At 74.8% G+C, this 20,468-nt stretch carries 1 protein-coding gene; it reads left to right on the top strand.

Annotation, left to right across the window (positions count from 1 at the left end; genetic code table 11):
• Positions 1 to 5: 5 nt before the first annotated feature.
• The gene (locus CFW40_RS02230; RefSeq protein WP_088796131.1) at positions 6 to 20,222 is read left to right on the top strand and encodes a non-ribosomal peptide synthetase; all 20,217 of its coding nucleotides are present in this window, start codon (positions 6 to 8) and stop codon (positions 20,220 to 20,222) included.
• Positions 20,223 to 20,468 lie beyond the last annotated feature (246 nt).

Here is a 20,468-nt window from a genome sequence, read left to right as displayed (position 1 = left end):
ACGACATGACGTCTTCGCATTCGAAGAAGGACCGTGCCGCGGCCCTGCCCCCGGAGTTGCAGGAGGCGCTGCGCCGCCGCCTGGCGGGAGCGGCCCCGCCGGCCGCCTCCAGGGCCCGGCAGCAGATCCCGCGCGCGGACCGGTCGCAGCCCCTGCCGCTCGCCTTCGCCCAGCAGCAATTGTGGTTCCTGGACCAGCTCCACCCCGGCGACTCCCGCTACAACAGCGCGGTCGCCCTGCGGCTGACCGGCCCGCTGGACCGTGCCGCGCTGTCCCGGGCGCTGGACGCCGTGGTGGAGCGCCACGAGGCCCTGCGGACCACGTTCGACGACATCGACGGCCGCCCCGTGCAGAAGGTGCACCCGGCCGCGCCCGTGCCGCTGCCGCTGCGCGACCTGGGGGAGGGGCCCGGCCCCGAAGCCGGCCCGGGGGACCGGACCGCACCGGGCCCCGGAGCGCTGGACGAGGTGCTGCTGGCGGAGTACTCCCGCCCGTTCGACCTGCGCACCGGTCCGCTGCTGCGGGCCCTGCTGATCCGCCTGGCCGACGACGCGCACGTGCTGCTGCTCACCGCGCACCACATCGTCACCGACGGCTGGTCCATGGGCGTGCTGCTGGACGAACTGTGCACGCTGTACGACGCGCCGGCCCACGGCGAGACGCCCGCGCTCGCCCCGGTGGCCACGCAGTACCCGGACTTCGCCGTATGGCAGCGCGAACGGCTGTCCGGCGCACTGCTGGAGGAACAGCTCTCCTACTGGACCAAACAGCTCGACCAGGCCGTGCCGCCGGCGCTGCCGCTCGACCGTCCCCGCAGCGGCGAGGAGGCGGGCGACGGCGCGGTCCACGCGTTCCACGTCCCGGCGGCCACGGCGGCCCGGCTGCGGGAGGTGGCGGCGCAGCAGCACACCACCCTGTTCGCGGCCCTGATCGCCGCCTGCCAGGCGCTGTTCGCCCGCTGGTCGGGCCAGGACGACATCGCCGTCGGCTCGCTGACCCCCGGCCGCGGACGCACCGAACTGGAGCGCGCCGTCGGCTTCTTCGTCAACACGGTCGTGCTGCGCGCCACCGTCGACACCGCGCGCTCCTACCGCGAGCTGCTGGACGCCTCCGCCACCGCCGTCCTCGACGCCTTCGCCCACGGCGACGCCCCCTTCGAACGGGTGGTGGAGGCCGCCGGAGCGGTACGGGAGGCGGGCCGCAACCCGCTCTTCGACGTCATGGTCCTGCTCCACCCCGCCCCGCCCGCGGCCCCCGGCCTGCGGGACCTCACGGCCGAGGCCGTCACCGTGCCCCGCCACGCGGCCACCTTCGACCTGAGCGTCGAGTTCGTCCCCGACGGGGACGAGCTGACCGGCCTGCTGGAGTACCGCACCGACCTCTTCGACGCCGCCACCGCAGAGCGGATGGCCGAACAACTGGTCCTGCTGCTCGACGGAATCGCGGCCGAACCGGACCGCCCGCTGGGCGAACTGTCCCTGCTGTCGGACCGGGAACGGCACCGGCTGACCACCGAATGGAACGACACCGCCCTGCCGGTCGCCCCGACCACCTACCCTGCCGCCTTCGAGGCGCAGACGGCCCGCACGCCGCACTCGACGGCACTGGTGGCCGGGGACACCACGCTGGACTACGCCACCCTCAACGCCCGCGCCAACCGGCTCGCCCACCACCTCATCGACCGGGGCGCCGGCCCCGAACAGCTCGTCGCGCTGCGGCTGCCGCGCACCGCCGACATGATCGTGGCGATCCTCGCCGTCCTCAAGACCGGTGCCGGATACCTGCCGCTCGACCCCGAACTGCCCGAGGAGCGGCTGCGGTTCCTGGTGGCGGACGCCCGGCCGATGCTGGTGCTCGACGAGGCGGCGCTGGCCGACGTACCGGCACCGGCCCGTACGGGCGACCCGGCCGGCGCCGACCCCACGGACGCCAACCCCACCGACGCCGACCGCCGCGCGCCCCTGCACCCCGGCCACACCGCCTACGTCATCTACACCTCCGGGTCCACCGGCCGCCCCAAGGGCGTGTCCGTGGAACACCGTGCGCTGATGAACCTGCTGGCCGGCCACCGCAACGGCTTCGTCGCCGGGGCGGGCGGCGGCCCCCTGCGGGTGGCCCTGACCGCCTCGTTCTCCTTCGACACCTCCCTGGAGGGCGTGCTGCTGATGGCCGACGGCCACCGGCTGCACCTGGTCGACGAGACGACCCGGCTCGATCCGGCCGCCCTGGTCGAGTACGTCGTCGAGCACCGCATCGACTTCCTCGACCTGACGCCCTCCTACCTGCGTCAGCTCCTGCCCGCCGGGCTGCTCACCGACCCGCGCCACCACCCCCGGCTGCTGATGCTGGGCGGCGAGGCCGTCGGCCCCGCGTTGTGGCGGGAGCTCGCCGGGCTGGACGATGTCGCGGCCTACAACTTCTACGGTCCCACCGAGTGCACGGTCGACGCCCTGGCCTGCCGGATCGACGGCACCGCCCGGCCGGTGGTGGGCCGTCCGCTGGCCAATGTGCGCGCCCATGTGCTCGACGACCGCCTCCAGCCGGTGCCGCCCGGCGTCGGCGGCGAGCTGTACCTGGCGGGCGACCAGCTCGCCCGCGGCTATCTGCACCGCCCCGGCCTGACCGCCGCGCGGTTCGTGGCGGACCCGTTCGGGCCGCCCGGCAGCCGCCTGTACCGCACCGGCGACCTGGCCCGCTGGACCGCCGACGGGCGGCTCGACTACCTCGGCCGCGCCGACGACCAGGTCAAGATCCGCGGCCACCGCATCGAGCCCGGCGAGATCGAGGCGGCGCTGCTGGACCTGCCCGCCGTCGCCGAGGCGGCCGTCGTCGCCGTCGCCGACGCGCGCGGCCACGCCCGGCTCGCCGCCTACCTGGTGTCCGCCGCGGGGAGCGGTTCGCCGGCCGCCTCCGAGCTGCGGACGGCCCTGGGGCGCACCCTGCCGGCCTCTATGATGCCCGCCGCCTTCGTCGTCCTGGACGCCCTGCCGCTCACCACCAGCGGCAAGCTGGACCGCCGCGCGCTGCCCGCCCCCGACCTCGACGCGGCCCCGCGCGAGCGGGAGTTCGTGGCCCCGCGCACCCCGGCCGAGCGGGAGCTCGCCGGAATCTGGTCCGCCGTACTCGGCCTCGCCCACGTGGGGGTCACCGACAACTTCTTCGAACTCGGCGGCGACTCGATCCTCAGCATCCAGGCCGTCTCCCGGGCCCGCGCCGCCGGACTGCGCCTGACCTCCCGGGACGTCTTCCTGCACCAGACCGTCGCCGAGCTGGCCGCCGCCGTCGACCTGCGCACCGCCCCGGAACCCGCACCGAAGCAGCCGCACCACGAGGGACCGGCCCCGCTCACCCCCATCCAGGAGTGGTTCTTCGCCACCCACGGACCGCTGGGGCACTTCTGCATGTCGATGCTGCTGGACCTGCCGCACGACCTCGACCCGGACGCCCTGGAGCGGGCCCTGTACCTCGTGGCCGCCCACCACCCGGCGCTGCGCACCCGGTTCGTCCGCACCGGCGACACATGGCGCCAGCACCCCGTCGACGCCGTGGCGCCGGGCCTTCTGACCAGCCACGACCTCTCCGGGACCAGCGGCGCCGCCCGCGCCGCCGCGCGCACCGCCGCGGCCGACGCCGCCCGCGCGGACCTCGACCCCACCACCGGCACCCTGCTGCGCGCCGTCCTGCTCCACGCGGAGCAGGGCAGCCGGCCGCAACTGTTCCTGACGGCCCACCACCTGGCCGTCGACAGCGTCTCCTGGCGCATCCTGCTCGCCGACCTGGAGAGCGCCTACCGCCGGACCGCCGCCGGCGAGACCGTTCAACTGGAGCCCGCCACCACGCCGTTCACCACCTGGGCGGCGCAGCTGTCCCGGCATGTGCGGGACGGCGGATTCGACGGCGACCTGGCGTACTGGACGGCCGAGGCCGCGGTGGCGCGTACCCCGCTGCCGGTGGACCGCCCCGGCACCGCACTCGCCGGCTCGGTCCGCACCGTCCGCGCCCGCCTCGACCGCGACACCACCGATGCCCTGCTGCGCCGGGTGCCCGGGGTCTACCGCACCCAGGTGGGCGACGTCCTGCTGAGCGCGCTCGGCCGGGTGCTCGCCGACTGGGCGGCCACGGACCGGGTGACGGTGGCCCTGGAAGGGCACGGCAGGGAGGACATCGACGCGCACGAGGATCACGACGACGGCGCGGCAGCCGGCTCCGCGGACACCGCCGACCTGTCCCGGACCGTCGGCTGGTTCACCACCCAGTACCCGGTCACCCTCACCCTGGACGGCCCGTCGCGGGAGCCGGACTGGGGCGCGACCCTCAAGGCGGTGAAGGAACAGCTGCGGGCCGTCCCCCGCCGCGGTCTCGGCTATGAGGCATCGGCCCGTCTGGGCTCCCCGGACCCGGCCGCCCGCGCGCTGCGCGAACTGCCCCTGCCGCAGGTCTGCTTCAACTACCACGGCCAGTGGGAGAGCGCGCCCGGCCAGGACTTCGCGCCCGCCGGAGAGGTCCCCGGCCGTGACCTGGCCGCCGATGAACCACTCGACCACCTGCTGGACGTCTCGGCCGTCGTGGCCGACGGCGTGCTGGAGCTGACCTGGCACTACAGCGACCAGGTGCACGACGAGAGCACGGTCCAGGAGTTGGCGGACGGCACGAACCGGGCGCTGGCCGCGATCGCCGCCCACTGCGCACGGCCGGAAGCGGGCGGCCGCACCCCCTCCGACTTCCCCCTCGCCCGGCTGGACCAGGCCGGCGTGGACCGCCTGGCCGGGGACGGGCGCGCCGTCGAGGACATCCTCCCGCTCACCCCGCTCCAGGAAGGCATGCTCTTCCACCGCCTGATGGGCGGGGCCGACGACGTCTACCTCGACCAGGCAAGCCTGCTGCTGGACGGCGTCGCGGACCCGCGCGCCTTCGCCCGTGCCTGGCAGCGGGTCGTCGACCGGACACCGGTGCTGCGCACCTCGGTCGTCTGGGAGGGCGTGCCCGTCCCGCTCCAGATCGTGCACCGGCGGGTGACCGTGCCCACCGTCCACGTCGACCTGCGCGAGCTGGACGACGCACGACAGGCCGCCGAACTCGCCCGGATCCAGGCCGAGGACCTGGCCCTGGGCCTGGACCTCGGCACCCCGCCCCTGATGCGGCTCACCCTGATCCAGCTGCCCGGCGGCAGGCTGCGGCTGCTGTGGACCTCGCACCACCTGATCCTGGACGGCTGGAGCCTGGCGCAGGTCCTGACCGAGGTGTGCGAGGAGTACGCCGCCCTCGTCGCGGACCACGCGCCGACGCCACCCGTGCGCCGCCCGTTCGGCGACTATGTGCGCTGGCTGTCCGGCCGGGACGGCCGCGAGGCCGAGGAGCACTGGCGCACCGTCCTCGCGGGCTTCGCCACCCCGACACCGCTGCCCTGCGACCGCCCGGCCCGCGAGGCGCACGGGGCCCGCTCCGCCGCGGTGCACACGGCGAGCCTGCCCGTCGAGCTCTCCCGCGAGCTGCTGCTCACCGCCCGGCGCAGCGGACTCACCCTCAACACGGTCGTCCAGGGCGCCTGGGCGCTGCTGCTGGCGCGCTACAGCGGAGAGCAGGACGTGGTGTTCGGCACCACCGTCTCCGGCCGACCGGACGCCCTCCACGGCGCCGAGACCATGGTGGGGATGTTCATCAACACCCTGCCCACCCGGGTACGGATCGACGAATCCCGCACCACTGCCGACTGGCTGCGCGGCCTCCAGGACGCCCAGTCCGAATCCCGGCGCTTCGAGGCCGTCTCGCTGGCCCAGCTGACCTCGCTCAGCGACGTCCCGGCGGGCACCGCGCTGTTCGACAGCATGGTCGCCTTCGAGAACTACCCGTTCGACGACGCCCGGACGTCCGGCGCCGGCGTCCGCATCCTCGACGTCGCCTCGCGGGACGCGACCAACTTCCCGCTGGTCCTGCGCGCCCACCACAGCGACCGCCTCGGCTTCGACCTCGCCCACGACCCGGACCTCTTCGACCCCGCCACCGCCCGCGCGCTCGCCGACCGGCTGTGCCTGCTGCTCGCCGAGATCGCCGCGGGAGTGGACCGGCCGCTGCGCGAGCTGGCGTGGACCACCGCCGGGGAGCGCCGACGGATGCTGGTGGACTGGAACGGCACGGAACACGGGCGGCCCGGTCAGACCCTGATCGACCTGTTCGAGGACCGGGCAGCCCGCACCCCCAACGCCACCGCCGTCACCTGCGCGGGCACCACCCTGTCCTACGCCGAACTCGACGCGCGGGCAGGCCGGCTGGCCCACCGGCTGGCCGGGACGGGAGCGGGCCCCGAGCGCTTCGTGGCGCTCGCCCTGCCCCGCTCCCCGGAGATGATCGTGGCGATCGTCGCGGTGCTCAAGACCGGCGCCGCCTACCTGCCCGTCGACCCGGAGCTGCCCGAGGGCCGCATCGCCCACCTGCTCACCGACGCCGCCCCGGCCCTGCTGGTGACCACCACTGCCGTCGCCGGACGGCTCGGCGACGCCGCCTGCCCCCGGCTGCTCCTGGACGGCCCCGGGGTCCGCGCTGACCTCGAACACCGCCCCGCCACCGGCCCGGTACCCGCCCGCCGCCCGCTGCCCGAGCACCCCGCCTACGTCATCTACACCTCGGGCTCCACCGGCCTGCCCAAGGGCGTGGTCGTGCCGCACGCCAACGTGGTGCGGCTGTTCTCCCGCACCCAGGACCGGTTCGCCTTCGACGAGCACGACGTATGGACGCTGTTCCACTCCTACGCCTTCGACTTCTCCGTCTGGGAGATCTGGGGCGCGCTGCTGCACGGCGGCCGGCTCGTCGTCGTCCCGCACGAGGTGACCCGGTCCCCCGAGGAGTTCCTGCGCCTGCTGGCCGACGAGCGGGTCACGGTGCTCAACCAGACGCCCTCGGCGTTCTACCCCCTGATGCGCGCCGACGCCGAACACCCGGAGACCGGGGCGCGGCTGGCCCTGCGGTGGGTGATCTTCGGCGGTGAGGCGCTGGACCCGGGACGGCTCACCGACTGGTACGAACGGCACCCGGACACCGCGCCCGTCCTGGTCAACATGTACGGCATCACCGAAACCACCGTGCACGTCTCGTACGCGCCCCTCGACCGCGTCACGGTCACCGCGGCCACCGGCAGCACCATCGGCCGCGGCATACCCGACCTGCGCGTCCGGGTGCTCGACGGCCGCCTCGCGCCGGTGCCGCCCGGCGCCGTCGGCGAGCTGTACGTGGCGGGAGAGGGCCTGGCCCGCGGCTATCTGAACCGGCCCGGCCTGACCGCGGCGCGCTTCGTGGCGGACCCGTTCGGCCCGCCCGGCACCCGGATGTACCGCACCGGCGACCGGGCCCGCTGGCGCCCCGACGGCACCCTGGAATACCTCGGCCGGGCCGACCAGCAGGTCAAGATCCGCGGATTCCGGATCGAACCCGGCGAGATCGAGGCCGCCCTGACCGCCCACCCGGACGTCGCCGAGGCCGTGGTCGGGGTCCGGGAGGACACCCCCGGGGTGCGGCGGCTGGTGGCCCATGTCGTGGGCACCGGCCAGGACGCCTCGCCGTCCGCCGCCGCACTGCGCGGCCACCTGGCCAAGACCCTGCCCGCGCACATGGTCCCCGCCGCCTATGTCCCCCTGGACGCGCTGCCGCTGACCGTCAACGGCAAGCTCGACCACCGGGCCCTGCCCGCCCCCGGCCCGGACGGCTTCGCCGCCGGCGAGGACCGCACCGCACCGCGCACCGAGGCGGAGCGCCTGGTCGCCCGGGTGTGGGCCGAGGTCCTGGACGCCGGAGAGGTGGGCGCGCAGGACAGCTTCTTCGCCCTGGGCGGCGACTCGATCCTCGCCATCCGCGTCACCTCCCGCCTGCGCGCCGCCCTCGGTGCCGAGGTCTCGCCCCGACTGCTGTTCACCCACCCCACCGTCGCCGCCCTGGCCGCCGCCCTGCCCGGTCCGGCCGCGGCCGACCGGGCACCGGACGACCCGATACCCGCGGCCGACCGCACCGCCGAACTGCCCTTGTCGTTCCCCCAGCAGCGCCTGTGGTTCCTGGACACCTTCGAGCCGGACAGCACCGCCTACGTCACCTTCTTCGTGCTGCGCCTGCGCGGCCCCCTCGACGAAGCGGCCCTGCGCACCGCCCTGGACGCCCTGGTGGCCCGGCACGAACCGCTGCGCACCACCTTCGCCGAACAGGACGGCCACGCCCGCCAGCACGTCCACGCCCCCCGCCCGGTCGGCCTGCCGCTGGACGACCTGTCGGCCGTCCCGGCCCACGCCCGCGATGGCGCACTCGACGCGCTGCTGGCCCGCGAGGGCGCCCTCCCGTTCGACCTGGCCAACGGGCCGCTGCTGCGGACCCGGCTGGTCCGGCTCACCGACGGCGAGCACGTCCTGACCCTGGCCATGCACCACATCGTCACCGACGGCTGGTCCACCGCCGTCCTCGGCCGGGACCTGGGCGAGCTGTACGCGGCCGCCCGCCAGGGCCGCCGCCCCGACCTGCCCGAACTGCCGCTCCAGTACGCCGACTACGCGGCCTGGCAGCGGACCCGTGCCGCCGGTGCCGGTGGCGCACAACTCGCCTACTGGCAGCGGAAGTTGTCCGGGGTGGCGCCGCTGGAGCTGCCCACCGACCGGCCGCGCCCCGCCGTCCGCACCGAGAACGGCGCCCTGCTGGAGTTCTCCCTGCCCGCCGCGCTGACCGACCGGCTGCGGGAGACCGGCCGCCGCGCCGACGCCACGCTCTACATGACCCTGCTCGCGGCCTGCAAGGTGCTGCTCGCCCGCTGGGCCGGCCAGGAGGACATCGCGGTCGGCACCGTGGCCTCCGGACGCGAACGCCCCGAACTGGAGCACCTGGTCGGGATGTTCGTGAACACCCTGGTGCTGCGCAGCCGGGTGCCCGGCGACCTGCCGTTCACCGCGCTGCTGTCCGAGGTGCGTGCCACCGTCCTGGACGCCTTCGCCCACCAGGACGTGCCCTTCGAGCAGCTTGTCGATGTGCTCCAGCCCGAACGCGACACCAGCCGCAACCCCCTCTTCCAGGTGATGGTGGCCCTGCACAACCTGGGCGGTGAGGCGCCGCGCCTGCCGGGCCTCGACGTCGAGACCGTCCAGCCACCCGGCCGGCACGCCGCCTTCGACCTCGGCTTCGACTTCGTGGAGCGCAACGGCGGCCTCACCGGCTACGTCGAGTACAACACCGACCTGTTCGACGCGGACACCGTCGAGCGGGTGACCGCCCGGCTGAGCCTGCTGCTGGAAGCGGTCGCGGACGACCCCGCCCGCCCGGTCGGCGACCTGCCGCTGCTGTCCGGCGCCGAGCGGCGCCAGGTGCAGGAGGAGTGGCAGGGCGAGAACCTGCCCGTCCCTGACCGGACGTTCGTGGACCTCTTCGAGGCGCAGGCGGCCCGCACCCCGCACGCCACGGCCCTGGTGGCCCGCGACGCCACCCTGGACTTCGCGGCTCTCAACGACCGCGCCAACCGGCTGGCCCACCACCTCATCGCGCTCGGCGTCGGCCCGGAGCGGGTGGTCGCCGTGCAGCTGCCGCGCACCTCGGACATGCTGGTGGCGCTCCTCGCCGTCCTCAAGGCGGGCGGCACCCAGCTGTCCCTGGACCCCGAACTCCCCGCCGAGCGCCGCGCGTTCCTGCTCTCCGACGCCGCACCGCAGACCGTCCTGACGGCCGACGCGCTGCGCGACATCCCCCTCGAGCGGCAGCCCGGCCACAACCCGACCGACGCCGACCGGACGTCACCCCTGTGCAGCGCCCACACCGCCTACCTCAACTACACCTCCGGCTCCACCGGCCGGCCCAAGGGCGTCGCCGTCGAACACCGCCAGCTGGTCAACCTCTGCCACGACCACCTGGCCGGACTCGTCACCCCGCACACCACCGACGGCCGGCCGCTGCGCTTCGCGCTGAGCGCCGCCTTCTCCTTCGACACCTCATGGGAAGGCCCGCTGCTGTTGGCGCTGGGCCAGGAAGTCCACCTCGTCGACGAGGACGTGCGCCTGGACCCGGCCGCCTTCGTGCGCCAGGTCGCCACAAGCCGCCTGGACTGCGTCAATGTGACACCGTCCTTCCTGCACGAGCTGCTGGCCGCCGGGCTGCTCACCGGCGATCACCACCGCCCCCGGATCGTCATGGTCGGCGGCGAGGCCATCGGCACCCCGCTGTGGCGGGAGCTGCGGGAGACCGAGGGCGTCACCGCGTACAACGTCTACGGCCCCACCGAGTGCACCGTCGACGCCGTGTACGGCGCCTTCGACGGCGACGCCGAGCGTCCCGTGATCGGCCGTCCGGGCCGTAACCTGCGCGCCTATGTGCTCGACGGCGCCCTGCGGCCGGTCCCGGTCGGGGTGCCGGGGGAGCTGTACCTCGCCGGCGCCCAGGTCACCCGCGGCTACCTGGGCCGCCCCGGGCTCACCGCCGGCCGCTTCCTCGCCGACCCGTTCGGCCCGCCCGGCACCCGCATGTACCGCACCGGCGACCGGGCCCGCTGGGACCGGCGGGGGCTGCTGGAGTTTCTGGGGCGTACCGACGACCAGGTCAAGGTCCGGGGCTTCCGCATCGAACCCGGCGAGATCGAGGCCGCCCTGCTCGACGCCCCCGCGGTGGCCGACGCCGTGGTGGTTGCCGCCGAACACGCGGGCCGGGCGCGGCTGGTGGCCTATGTGGTGCCCGCCGGGGCGCAGCCGCCCGCGGCCGAGGAGCTGCGGGTCCGACTGCGAAGCACCCTGCCCGACTACATGGTCCCCGCGGTGTTCGTCCCCCTGGACCGGATCCCCAGGACCAGCAGCGGCAAAACCGACCGGCGCGCCCTGCCCGCGCCCCCTGCCCAGCCCGACACCGCGACTTCGTACACGGCACCGCGCACCGACACCGAGACCTGCCTCGCCGGCATCTGGGCGGAGGTGCTGGGCGTCCCCCGGGTCGGTGTCGAGGACAACTTCTTCGCCCTGGGCGGCGACTCGATCCTCAGCATCCAGATCGTCTCCCGGGCCCGCCGGGCCAGGCTCAAACTCACCTCCAAGGACGTCTTCCGCCACCAGACGATCGCCGAACTCGCCCTGCGCACCGCCGCCGTGAGCCCGCCGCCCGCCGACGCCACCGGAGCGCCGGCCGGGCCCGCCCCGCTCACCCCCATCCAGCACTGGTACCTCGACGACCGACGGCCCGGGGACGCACTGCGTTTCACCATGACCAACCGGCTGGAGCTGGCCCCCCGCAGCGACGAGGCGGCGCTGCGGCACGCGGCCGCCGCCCTGGTGGCCCACCATGAGGCGCTGCGCACCCGCTTCCGCCACACCGACGGCACCTGGCACCAGGAGGTGCTCCCGGACGCCCCCGGGGACGTCTTCGCGCGCCACGACCTCACCGGTCTCGACGCTGCCGGACGGGAGGAGGCCGTCCAGCGCGCGACCGCCGTCGCCCAGTCGTCCCTCGACGTCACCGAGGGCCGGGTCGTACAGGTCCTGTACTTCGACTGCGGACCCGACCACCCCGCCCAACTCGTCCTCACCGTCCACCACTTGGTGGTCGACGGGGTCTCCTGGCGCATCCTGCTCGGCGACCTGGAAGCCGCCTACCGTGACGCCGCCGCCGGACGGCCGCCCGCCCTCGCCCCGGCGAGCAGCGGCTACGGACACTGGGCGGCCCGCCTGGAGCGGCACACCCGCTCCGGCGCCCTCGACGGCGACCTCGCGTACTGGACCCGGACCTGCCGGGCCCCGGCCGGCCTCCCCGCCGACCGCCCGGGACCCCACACCCACGGCACCGCCACCACCCTCACCGTCAGCCTGGGCCGCGCCGAGACCGACGCCCTGCTGCGCCAGGTCCCCGACACCTACCGCACCCAGGTCAACGACGTCCTGCTCAGCGCCCTCGGCCGCACCCTGACCCGCTGGAGCGGCCAGGACACCGTCCTGATCGGCGTCGAGGGCCACGGCCGCGAGGACCTTTTCGACGAACTGGACCTCTCCCGCACCGTCGGCTGGTTCACCGCCGAGTTCCCGCTCGCGCTGTCCGTCGCCCCGGACGCGGACTGGCGCGACACCGTCCGCTCCGTCAAGGAGCAGTTGCGTGCCGTACCGCTGCGCGGCCTGAGCTACGGCGCGCTACGCCACCTCCTGCCGCAGAGCCCGCTGCCCGACGCACCGCGGCCGCTCATCGGCTTCAACTACCACGGCCAGTGGGACATCGCCGCCGCCGGCCGCCCCGACGACGGGCTGTACCGCGCCGCCCTGCCGCCGGCCGGCCAGGACACCGACCCCGACGAGCCCCGCAGCTACCTGCTCGACGTGACCGGCGTGGTCCAGGACGGCCGGCTCGAACTCGGCTGGACCTACCCGCCCGCGGTGTACGACGAGGCCACCGTGCGCCGACTCGCCGAGGACACCGTCGCGGCCCTGGCCGAGATCGTCGCGCACTGCGCCCGGCCGGACACCGGCGGCCGCACCCCGTCCGACTTCCCGCTCGCCCGGCTCGACCAGCACCAGGTGGACCTGGTCGCGGGCGACGGACGGGACGTGGCGGACATCCATCCGCTCACCCCGCTGCAGGCCGGCATGCTCTTCCACGGGCTGGTCGACTCGGCGGGCGCCTACTTCGACCAGATGGCCGTCCGGATCGCCGGGGTCGCCGACCCGCAGGCGTTCGCCGCGGCCTGGCAGCGGGTCGCCGACCACACCCCGGCGCTGCGCAGCAGCGTCCGCTGGCAGGGCCTGCCCGAGCCGGTGCAGGTCGTGCACCACCGCGTCGTCCTGCCCGTCACCCACCACGACTGGCGGACCCTGACCCCCGCCGAGCGCGACCGTGCCCTCGACCGGCTGCTCGCCGAGGACCGCGCGGCCGGTATGGACGTGACCACCGCACCGCTGAGCCGCCTCGCGGTGGCCGCACTGCCCGGCGACGAGATCCTGCTGGTGTGGTCCTCGCACCACCTGATGCTCGACGGCTGGAGCACCGGAGCGCTCTTCGCCGACGTGTGTGCGCAGTACGCGGCGACGGTCGAGCAACGCACCGTCCGCCCGCCGGCCCGCCGCCCGTTCCGCGACTTCCTGCACTGGCTGGCACAGCAGGACGAGGAGGAGGCCGAGCGGCACTGGACCGGCACCCTCGGCGGATTCACCGCCCGCACCCCGCTGCCCTACGACCGGCCGCCCGTCGAGGCGCACCGCGCCCGGTCGAACGCGCTGGTGCACATGGAGCTCACCCCCGAGGTCTCCGACCGGCTGCGCGAGACGGCCGGGCACAACGGCCTGACCGTCAACACGGTGGTACAGGGCGCCTGGGCGCTGCTGCTGGCGCGCTACAGCGGCCGCCAGGACGTGGTGTTCGGCACCACGGTCTCGGGCCGCCCGGCCGAACTGCCGGGCGTGGAGTCCATGGTCGGCATGTTCATCAACACCGTGCCGACCCGCGTTTGGACCGACGGCGACCAGGGCGTCCTGCCCTGGCTGCGCGACCTCCAGGAGCGGCAGAGCGAATCGCGGCGCTTCGACTTCGTCTCCCTCGCCCGCATCCAGGCCCTCAGCGAACTCCCGCCGGGCGAGGCGCTGTTCGACAGCATGGCGGTCTTCGAGAACTACCCCTTCGACGAGGAGGCCGCCGCCGGCGCGGGAATCCGCATCCGGGACGTACGCGCCGAGGACGCCACCAACTTCCCGCTGTGCCTGCGCGCCTACCTCGCCGACCGCCTCGGCTTCGACCTCGCCTATGACGGGGCGCTGTTCGACCGTACGACGGTGGAGCGGGCCGCGGCCCACCTGGAGACCCTGCTGACCGCGCTCGCCGACGGCACCGCCCGCCGCCTGGACGACCTCGGCCTGCTCACCGCCGCCGACCGCACGCTGCTGCACCGGTGGAACACCCCCGCACGCCCCGCCGCCGCGGGCGATTCGCCGGTGGACCTGTTCGCCGAGCAGGTGCGCCGCACCCCGGACGAGGTCGCACTCGCGGAAGTGGACGGCGCACAGGTGACCTACCGTCAACTCGGTGACTGGACGGACCGGGTGGCCGCCCGGCTCCTGGCGGACGGCCTGGCTCCCGAGGGCCGGGTGGCGCTGCTGATGGACCGCTCGGCCGCCCTCGTGGTGGCCCAGCTGGCGGTGCTCAAGGCGGGCGGGGCCTATGTGCCCGTGGACGGCCGCGCCCCCGAGGAGCGCCGGCGGATGCTGCTCGACCAGGCGGGCGCGACGGCACGTCTGACCGCCGAGGACGTGGCCGCCGCCCGCACCGCCGAACCGGCCGCCGTGCCCGCTGTGCCGCCCGCCGACACGGACCGGCTGGCGTACGTCATGTTCACCTCCGGGTCGACCGGCAACCCCAAGCCCGTGGGGGTGCGCCACCGCGACGTGGCGGCACTCGCCACCGACAGCCGCTTCACCGGCCCCGGCTGCGCACGGGTCCTGCTGCACTCACCGGTGGCCTTCGACGCCGCCACCTTCGAGGTCTGGGCGCCGCTGCTGAACGGCGGACGCGTCGTGGTGGCCCCGCCGGGCGCCGTGGACGCGGACCTGTTGCGGCGGCTGGCCGCCGGGGGAGAGGTGACGGCCCTGTGGCTGACAGCCGGGCTCTTCCGGCTGCTGGCCCAGGACGCGCCCGACTGCTTCGGCGGGCTGCGCCAGGTGTGGACCGGCGGCGACGTGGTCCCGGCCGCCGCCGTGCGCCGGGTACTGGCCGCCTGCCCCGGCCTGACCGTGGTCGACGGCTACGGACCGACCGAGACCACCACCTTCGCGACCTCCTTCGCCATGACCGACGCCGCCGCGGTCCCCGGTACCGTACCCATCGGCCACCCGCTGGACGACATGCGCGTCCATGTCCTCGACGCCCGGATGCGGCCCGTACCACCGGGCACCGCGGGCGAACTCTTCCTGGCGGGCGAGGGAGTGGCCCGCGGCTACCTCGGCCGCCCCGGCGCGACCGCGGCCCGGTTCGTCGCGGACCCCTCCGGCCCGCCCGGCGGCCGGATGTACCGCACCGGGGACCTGGCCCGCCGACGGCTCGACGGCACGGTGGAATTCCTCGGCCGCGCCGACGACCAGGTCAAGATCCGGGGCTTCCGCGTCGAACCCGGCGAGGTCGAAGGCGTGCTGGCCGCCCACCCCGGCGTCGCCGACGTGGCGGTGGTGGCCCGCGAGGACCGGCCCGGAACCAAACGGCTGGTCGCTTACGTGGTCGGCCACAACGGCGACAACGGGCACAACGGCGACAACGGGCACAACGGCAACAACGGCCACGACTGCCTCGATGTCGAGGCGCTGCGCGCCCACGCCCGCCAGACGCTCCCCGACTACCTGGTTCCCACCGCCTTCGTACCGCTGGCGGCGCTGCCGCTCAGCGCCAACGGCAAGGTGGACCGCGCGGCCCTGCCCGCACCCGCCGCCGGCACCGACCGTCCGGAGCCGGTCGCCCCGCGCACCGAGGCCGAACGCCGCACGGCCGAGGTCTGGACCGAAGTGCTCGGTGTGCCGGACGTCGGTGTCGAGGACGACTTCTTCGCGCTCGGCGGCGACTCGATCCTGAGCATCCGGCTGGCCTCCCGGCTGGCGGAGGCGTTCCGGGCCGAAGTGACCCCGCGCATGGTGTTCACCCACCCGACGCCGGCCGCGCTCGCCGCGCTGCTGGAGCAGGAGGAGAGCGCCCCCGCGGGCCACGGCGCCATCCTCCCGGCCCCCCGGGACACCGCGCCGCCGCTGTCCTTCGCCCAGCAACGCCTGTGGTTCCTCGACGCGTTCGCGCCCGGCAGCACGGAGTACATCACCCCGCTGGCGCTGCGCCTGCGCGGCCGGCTCGACACCGCAGCGCTCGGCGCCGCCCTGACCGCGCTGGCAGCCCGGCACGAATCGCTGCGCACCACCTTCGACTCCGAGGACGGCCAGGGCATCCAGGTCATCCACCCGCACCAGGACGTGCCACTCCCGCTGCACGACCTGTCGGCGCTGCCCGCGGGCGACCGCACCGCGCAGTTGGAGAGGCTGCTGGCCGAGGACCGCACCCGCCCCTTCGACCTGCGTCAGGGCCCCCTGCTGCGGGCCCAACTGGTCCGGCTGGCGGACGACGACCACGTCCTGACGCTGACCCTGCACCACATCATCACCGACGGCTGGTCCACCGCGGTCCTCACGGGCGACCTGGCCCACCTCTACCGGGCCGCCCTCGGCGCCACCACTGCCGAACTGCCGCCACTGCCCGTCCAGTACGCCGACGTCGCCCACTGGCAGCGCACCGCACACGGCGCGGTCGCCGAGGAGCAACTGCGCTACTGGCGCGAACGCCTCGCCGGCGCCGAACCCCTGAACCTGCCCACCGACCGGCCCCGCCCGGCCGTACAGACCAGGAACGGCGCGACGGCCCCGCTCGTCCTCGCACCCGAAACGGCCCGCAGGCTGGCGGAGTTCGGCCGGGCTCGGCAGACCACCCTGTTCACCACGCTGATCGCCGCCGCGCAGACCCTCTTCGCGCGGCTGTCCGGACAGCACGACATCGCCGTCGGAACCGTCACCTCGGGCCGCGACCGCGCCGAGACCCAGCGCCTGATCGGCTTCTTCGTCAACACGCTGGTGCTGCGCTCGACCGTGGACCCCGACGAGCCCTTCCCCGCGTTCCTGGCGCAGGTGCGGGACACGGTACTGGACGCCTTCGCGCACCAGGACGTGCCGTTCGAGCAGGTGGTGGACGAGGTCCAGCCCGTCCGCGACACCAGCCGCACCCCGCTCTTCCAGGCCATGGTCGTGCTCCAGAACGCGCCCGGCGCGGCACTGGACCTGCCCGGCCTCGAGGTGAGCGACATCGAGCCGGACACCCACCACGCCGGCTTCGACATCACCCTGGAGTTCGCCGAGACCGACTCCGGCGCCCTGCACGGGCTGCTCACCTACAACACCGACCTGTTCGACGCCGCCACCGCCGAGCGGATGGCCGACCAGCTCACCACACTGCTGACCGGCATCGCCGAGAACCCGCACCGCCCCCTCGGCGCCCTGCCCCTGGCCCCGGACGACGCCCTGCGCCGCCTGCTGGCCCACGGACGCGGCACCGCCCGCCCCGTGCCCCCGGCCACCCTGCCCGAGCTGTTCCAGCGGCAGGCGGCCCGGACGCCCGACGCGGTGGCGCTGGCCGACGGCGCGCGCGAGCTGACGTACGCGGAGCTGGAGCGCGCGGCGAACCGGCTGGCACACCAGCTGATCGCCCGCGGGGTCGGTCCCGAGGACGTGGTGGCGCTGGCGCTGCCCCGCTCGGCGGAGACCGTGGTGGCCCAACTGGCCGTGGCCAAGGCCGGCGGCGCCTTCCTGCCCGTGGACCCGGCGTACCCGGCCGAGCGGCGCGCGTTCATGGTGCGCGACGCGGCGGCCGCCGTGGTCCTCGACGACCCGGCCGCCATCTGGCGAAGCGACGGCCCCGACTCCGCGCCCACCGACGCCGACCGGCGCGCGCCGCTGACGGAGGCGCACCCCGCCTACGTCATCTATACCTCCGGCTCGACCGGCACCCCCAAGGCCGTGGTGGTCACGCACACCGGACTCGCCGGCTTCGCGTCGGCCGCCGCCGAGCGGTACGAAGTGCGCCAGGGCGACCGGGTCCTCCAGTTCGCCTCACCCAGCTTCGACGCCTCCGTTCTGGAGCTGTGCCTCTCCCTGCTCGCCGGCGCCATGCTGGTCGCGGGGGAGGAGGGGCCGCTGCTCGGCGACCGGCTGGCCCAGGTGCTCGCCGAGCGGCGGATCACCCACGTCCTGATCCCGCCCGCCGCTCTGGTCACCGTGCCGCCCGAGACCGCCGACGCGCTGTCCGGCCTGCGCACCCTGATCGTCGGCGCCGAGGCCTGCCCCGCCGACCTGGTGGCGCGCTGGGCGCCAGGCCGCCGCATGATCAACTCCTATGGCCCGACCGAGGCGACGGTGGTGTCCACCTGGAGCGGCCCGCTGACCCCGGAAACGGGCACCCCGCCCATCGGCCGCCCCCTCGGCACCAGCCGGGCGTACGTCCTGGACGCCGCCCTGCGCCCGGTACCGGTCGGGGTGACCGGTGAGCTGTACGTCGCCGGGCCCGGACTCGCCCGCGGATACCTGGCACGCCCGGGCCTGACCGCGGCCCGGTTCGTCGCCGACCCGTTCGGCGCCCCGGGGGACCGGATGTACCGCACCGGCGACCTGGCGCGCTGGGGAGCCGACGGCGACCTGCGCTACGCCGGACGCGCCGACGACCAGGTCAAGGTGCGCGGCATCCGCATCGAGCCCGGCGAGATCGAGAGCGCACTGCGCCGCAGCCCCCGGGTACGGGACGCGGTGGTCGCCGTACGTGCGGCCGCGGGGCAACACCCCACCGGCCCGGCACGGTTGGTCGCCTACGTGGTCCCGTCCGACGTCCGGTCCGATGGCGGGTCCGACGTCTCGCCTGGCTCCTCGTCCGACGTCGCGTCCGCCCGCACCCCGGAGCCGCCGCTCGTCCCGGAGCCGCTGCCCGTCCCGGAGCTGCGCGAGCACCTGGCCCGCCTCCTGCCCCCGCACATGGTCCCGTCGGTGTTCGTCGCCCTGGCCCGGCTGCCGCTCACCCCGAACGGCAAGACCGACCGGCGCGCCCTGCCCGATCCTGACCCGGCCTCCGTCACCACCGGCCCGCACATCGCGCCGCGCACCGACACCGAAAGCCGGATCGCACAGATCTGGGCCGATGTGCTCGGCCTCGACACCGTCGGCGCCGAGGACAACTTCTTCGACCTCGGCGGCGACTCGATCCTGAGCATGCAGGTGGTGTCGCGGCTGCGCCGGGCCGGCCTGCACCTGGCCACCAAGGACCTGTTCACCCACCAGACGGTCGCCGCCCTGGCCACCGTCGTCACCACCGGCCCGGACCGGACCGACAGTGGTCCGGTGACCGGCGACCTGCCCCTCACCCCCATCCAGCAGTGGTTCCTCGCCACCCCCCGCGCCAACCACCACCACTTCAACCAGTCCGCGCTGCTCGAACTCGACGGCACACCCGACCCGGCCGCCCTCCACACAGCGCTGACCGCCCTGCTGGAGCACCACGACGCGCTGCGTATGCGGTTCACCGAGGACGGCGGCCGGTGGCACCAGCACAACCCGCCGCCCTCCGAGCCGCACGGCCTCCTCACCCGGCACGACCTGACCGGTCTGCCGCCCGAAGAGGCCGACACCGCCATGGAGAAGGCGGCCGACGACCTGCACACCGGCTTCGACATCGGCCGGGGCCCCCTGCTCCGGGCGGCGCTGTTCACCGGTGACCCGGACCGCCCCGCCTTCCTGCTCCTGGTGGCCCACCATCTGGTCGTCGACGCGGTGTCCTGGCGCATCCTGCTGGACGACCTGGAGACCGCCTACCACCAGGCCAAGGCGGGGCAGCCCATCACGCTCGACGAGCGCACCACCGCGTTCCGGGACTGGGCCACGGGCCTGGCCGCCCATGTTGCCGAAGGCGGACTGGACCACGAACTCCCGTACTGGGAAGAGGCGGTGACCTCCGCCCCGCTCCCCGTCGACCACGACGCCGGCGCCCCGTCGGGCGCGTCCGGCACGGTCTCCGTGACCCTCGACGAGGCGGACACCACGGCGCTGCTGCGCGCCGCCCCCACCGCCTACCGCACCCGCATCAACGACGTCCTGCTGGCCGCCCTGGCCCTGGCCCTGGCCCGCTGGACCGGCCAGGAGCGGGTCTGCATCGACCTCGAAGGGCACGGCCGTGAGGACGTCCTCGACGGAGTCGACCTCTCCCGCACGGTCGGCTGGTTCACCACGGTCTACCCGGTCGGCCTCCAGGTGTCCGATCCCACCGACCTCGGCTCCTCCCGGGACTGGCGGGCCCTGGTCAAATCGGTCCGACGCCAACTGCGAGCCGTCCCCGGCAACGGTCTCGGCTTCGGCGCCCTGCGCACCCACGGCCCCGCCGAGGTGCGCGAACGGCTGGACCGCACCGGCCGCGGGCAGATCGTGTTCAACTACCTGGGCCAGTGGGACGCGCGGCCCGGCGGCTCCTCCGGGGCACTCGTCCGCACCGAACACGGTTCCTTCGGCCAGGACCACGACCCCCGCGACGGCGGCTCCCACCTGCTGGAAGCCGTGGGCGCGGTGCAGGACGGCCGGCTCGCCTTCACCTGGCACTACCGCCCCGACGTGCACGAGGAGACCACCGTACGGGCGGTGGCCGAGGACTTCGCCGAAGCCCTCCGCCGGATCGCCCAGCACGCCCGGGACAGCGCATGAGGGGCCGACAGACCGGGCTGTCCATGCCCCCACCGCGCCGTGCACGGCGGATTGCCGAAAGTCCCCCTGTACACCGGCCGTTGACGGCACCCTGAACGAGATCAACTGCCGGATCAACTGCCGAGGGACCCGCCCGACACGACGACGGCCCGACGAGACCAGCCGATCAACAAGCCCCACCCGACCCCGCCCGATCCAACCCGCCCAACCCAACTCAACTCAACTCAACTCAACTCAACCCAACCG

The organism is Streptomyces sp. 2114.4, from assembly GCF_900187385.1.
Taxonomy (GTDB): Bacteria; Actinomycetota; Actinomycetes; order Streptomycetales; family Streptomycetaceae; genus Streptomyces; species Streptomyces mooreae.
Note: the sequence above shows the minus strand (reverse complement) of the source record. Positions and strands in the feature narration are given on the sequence as shown.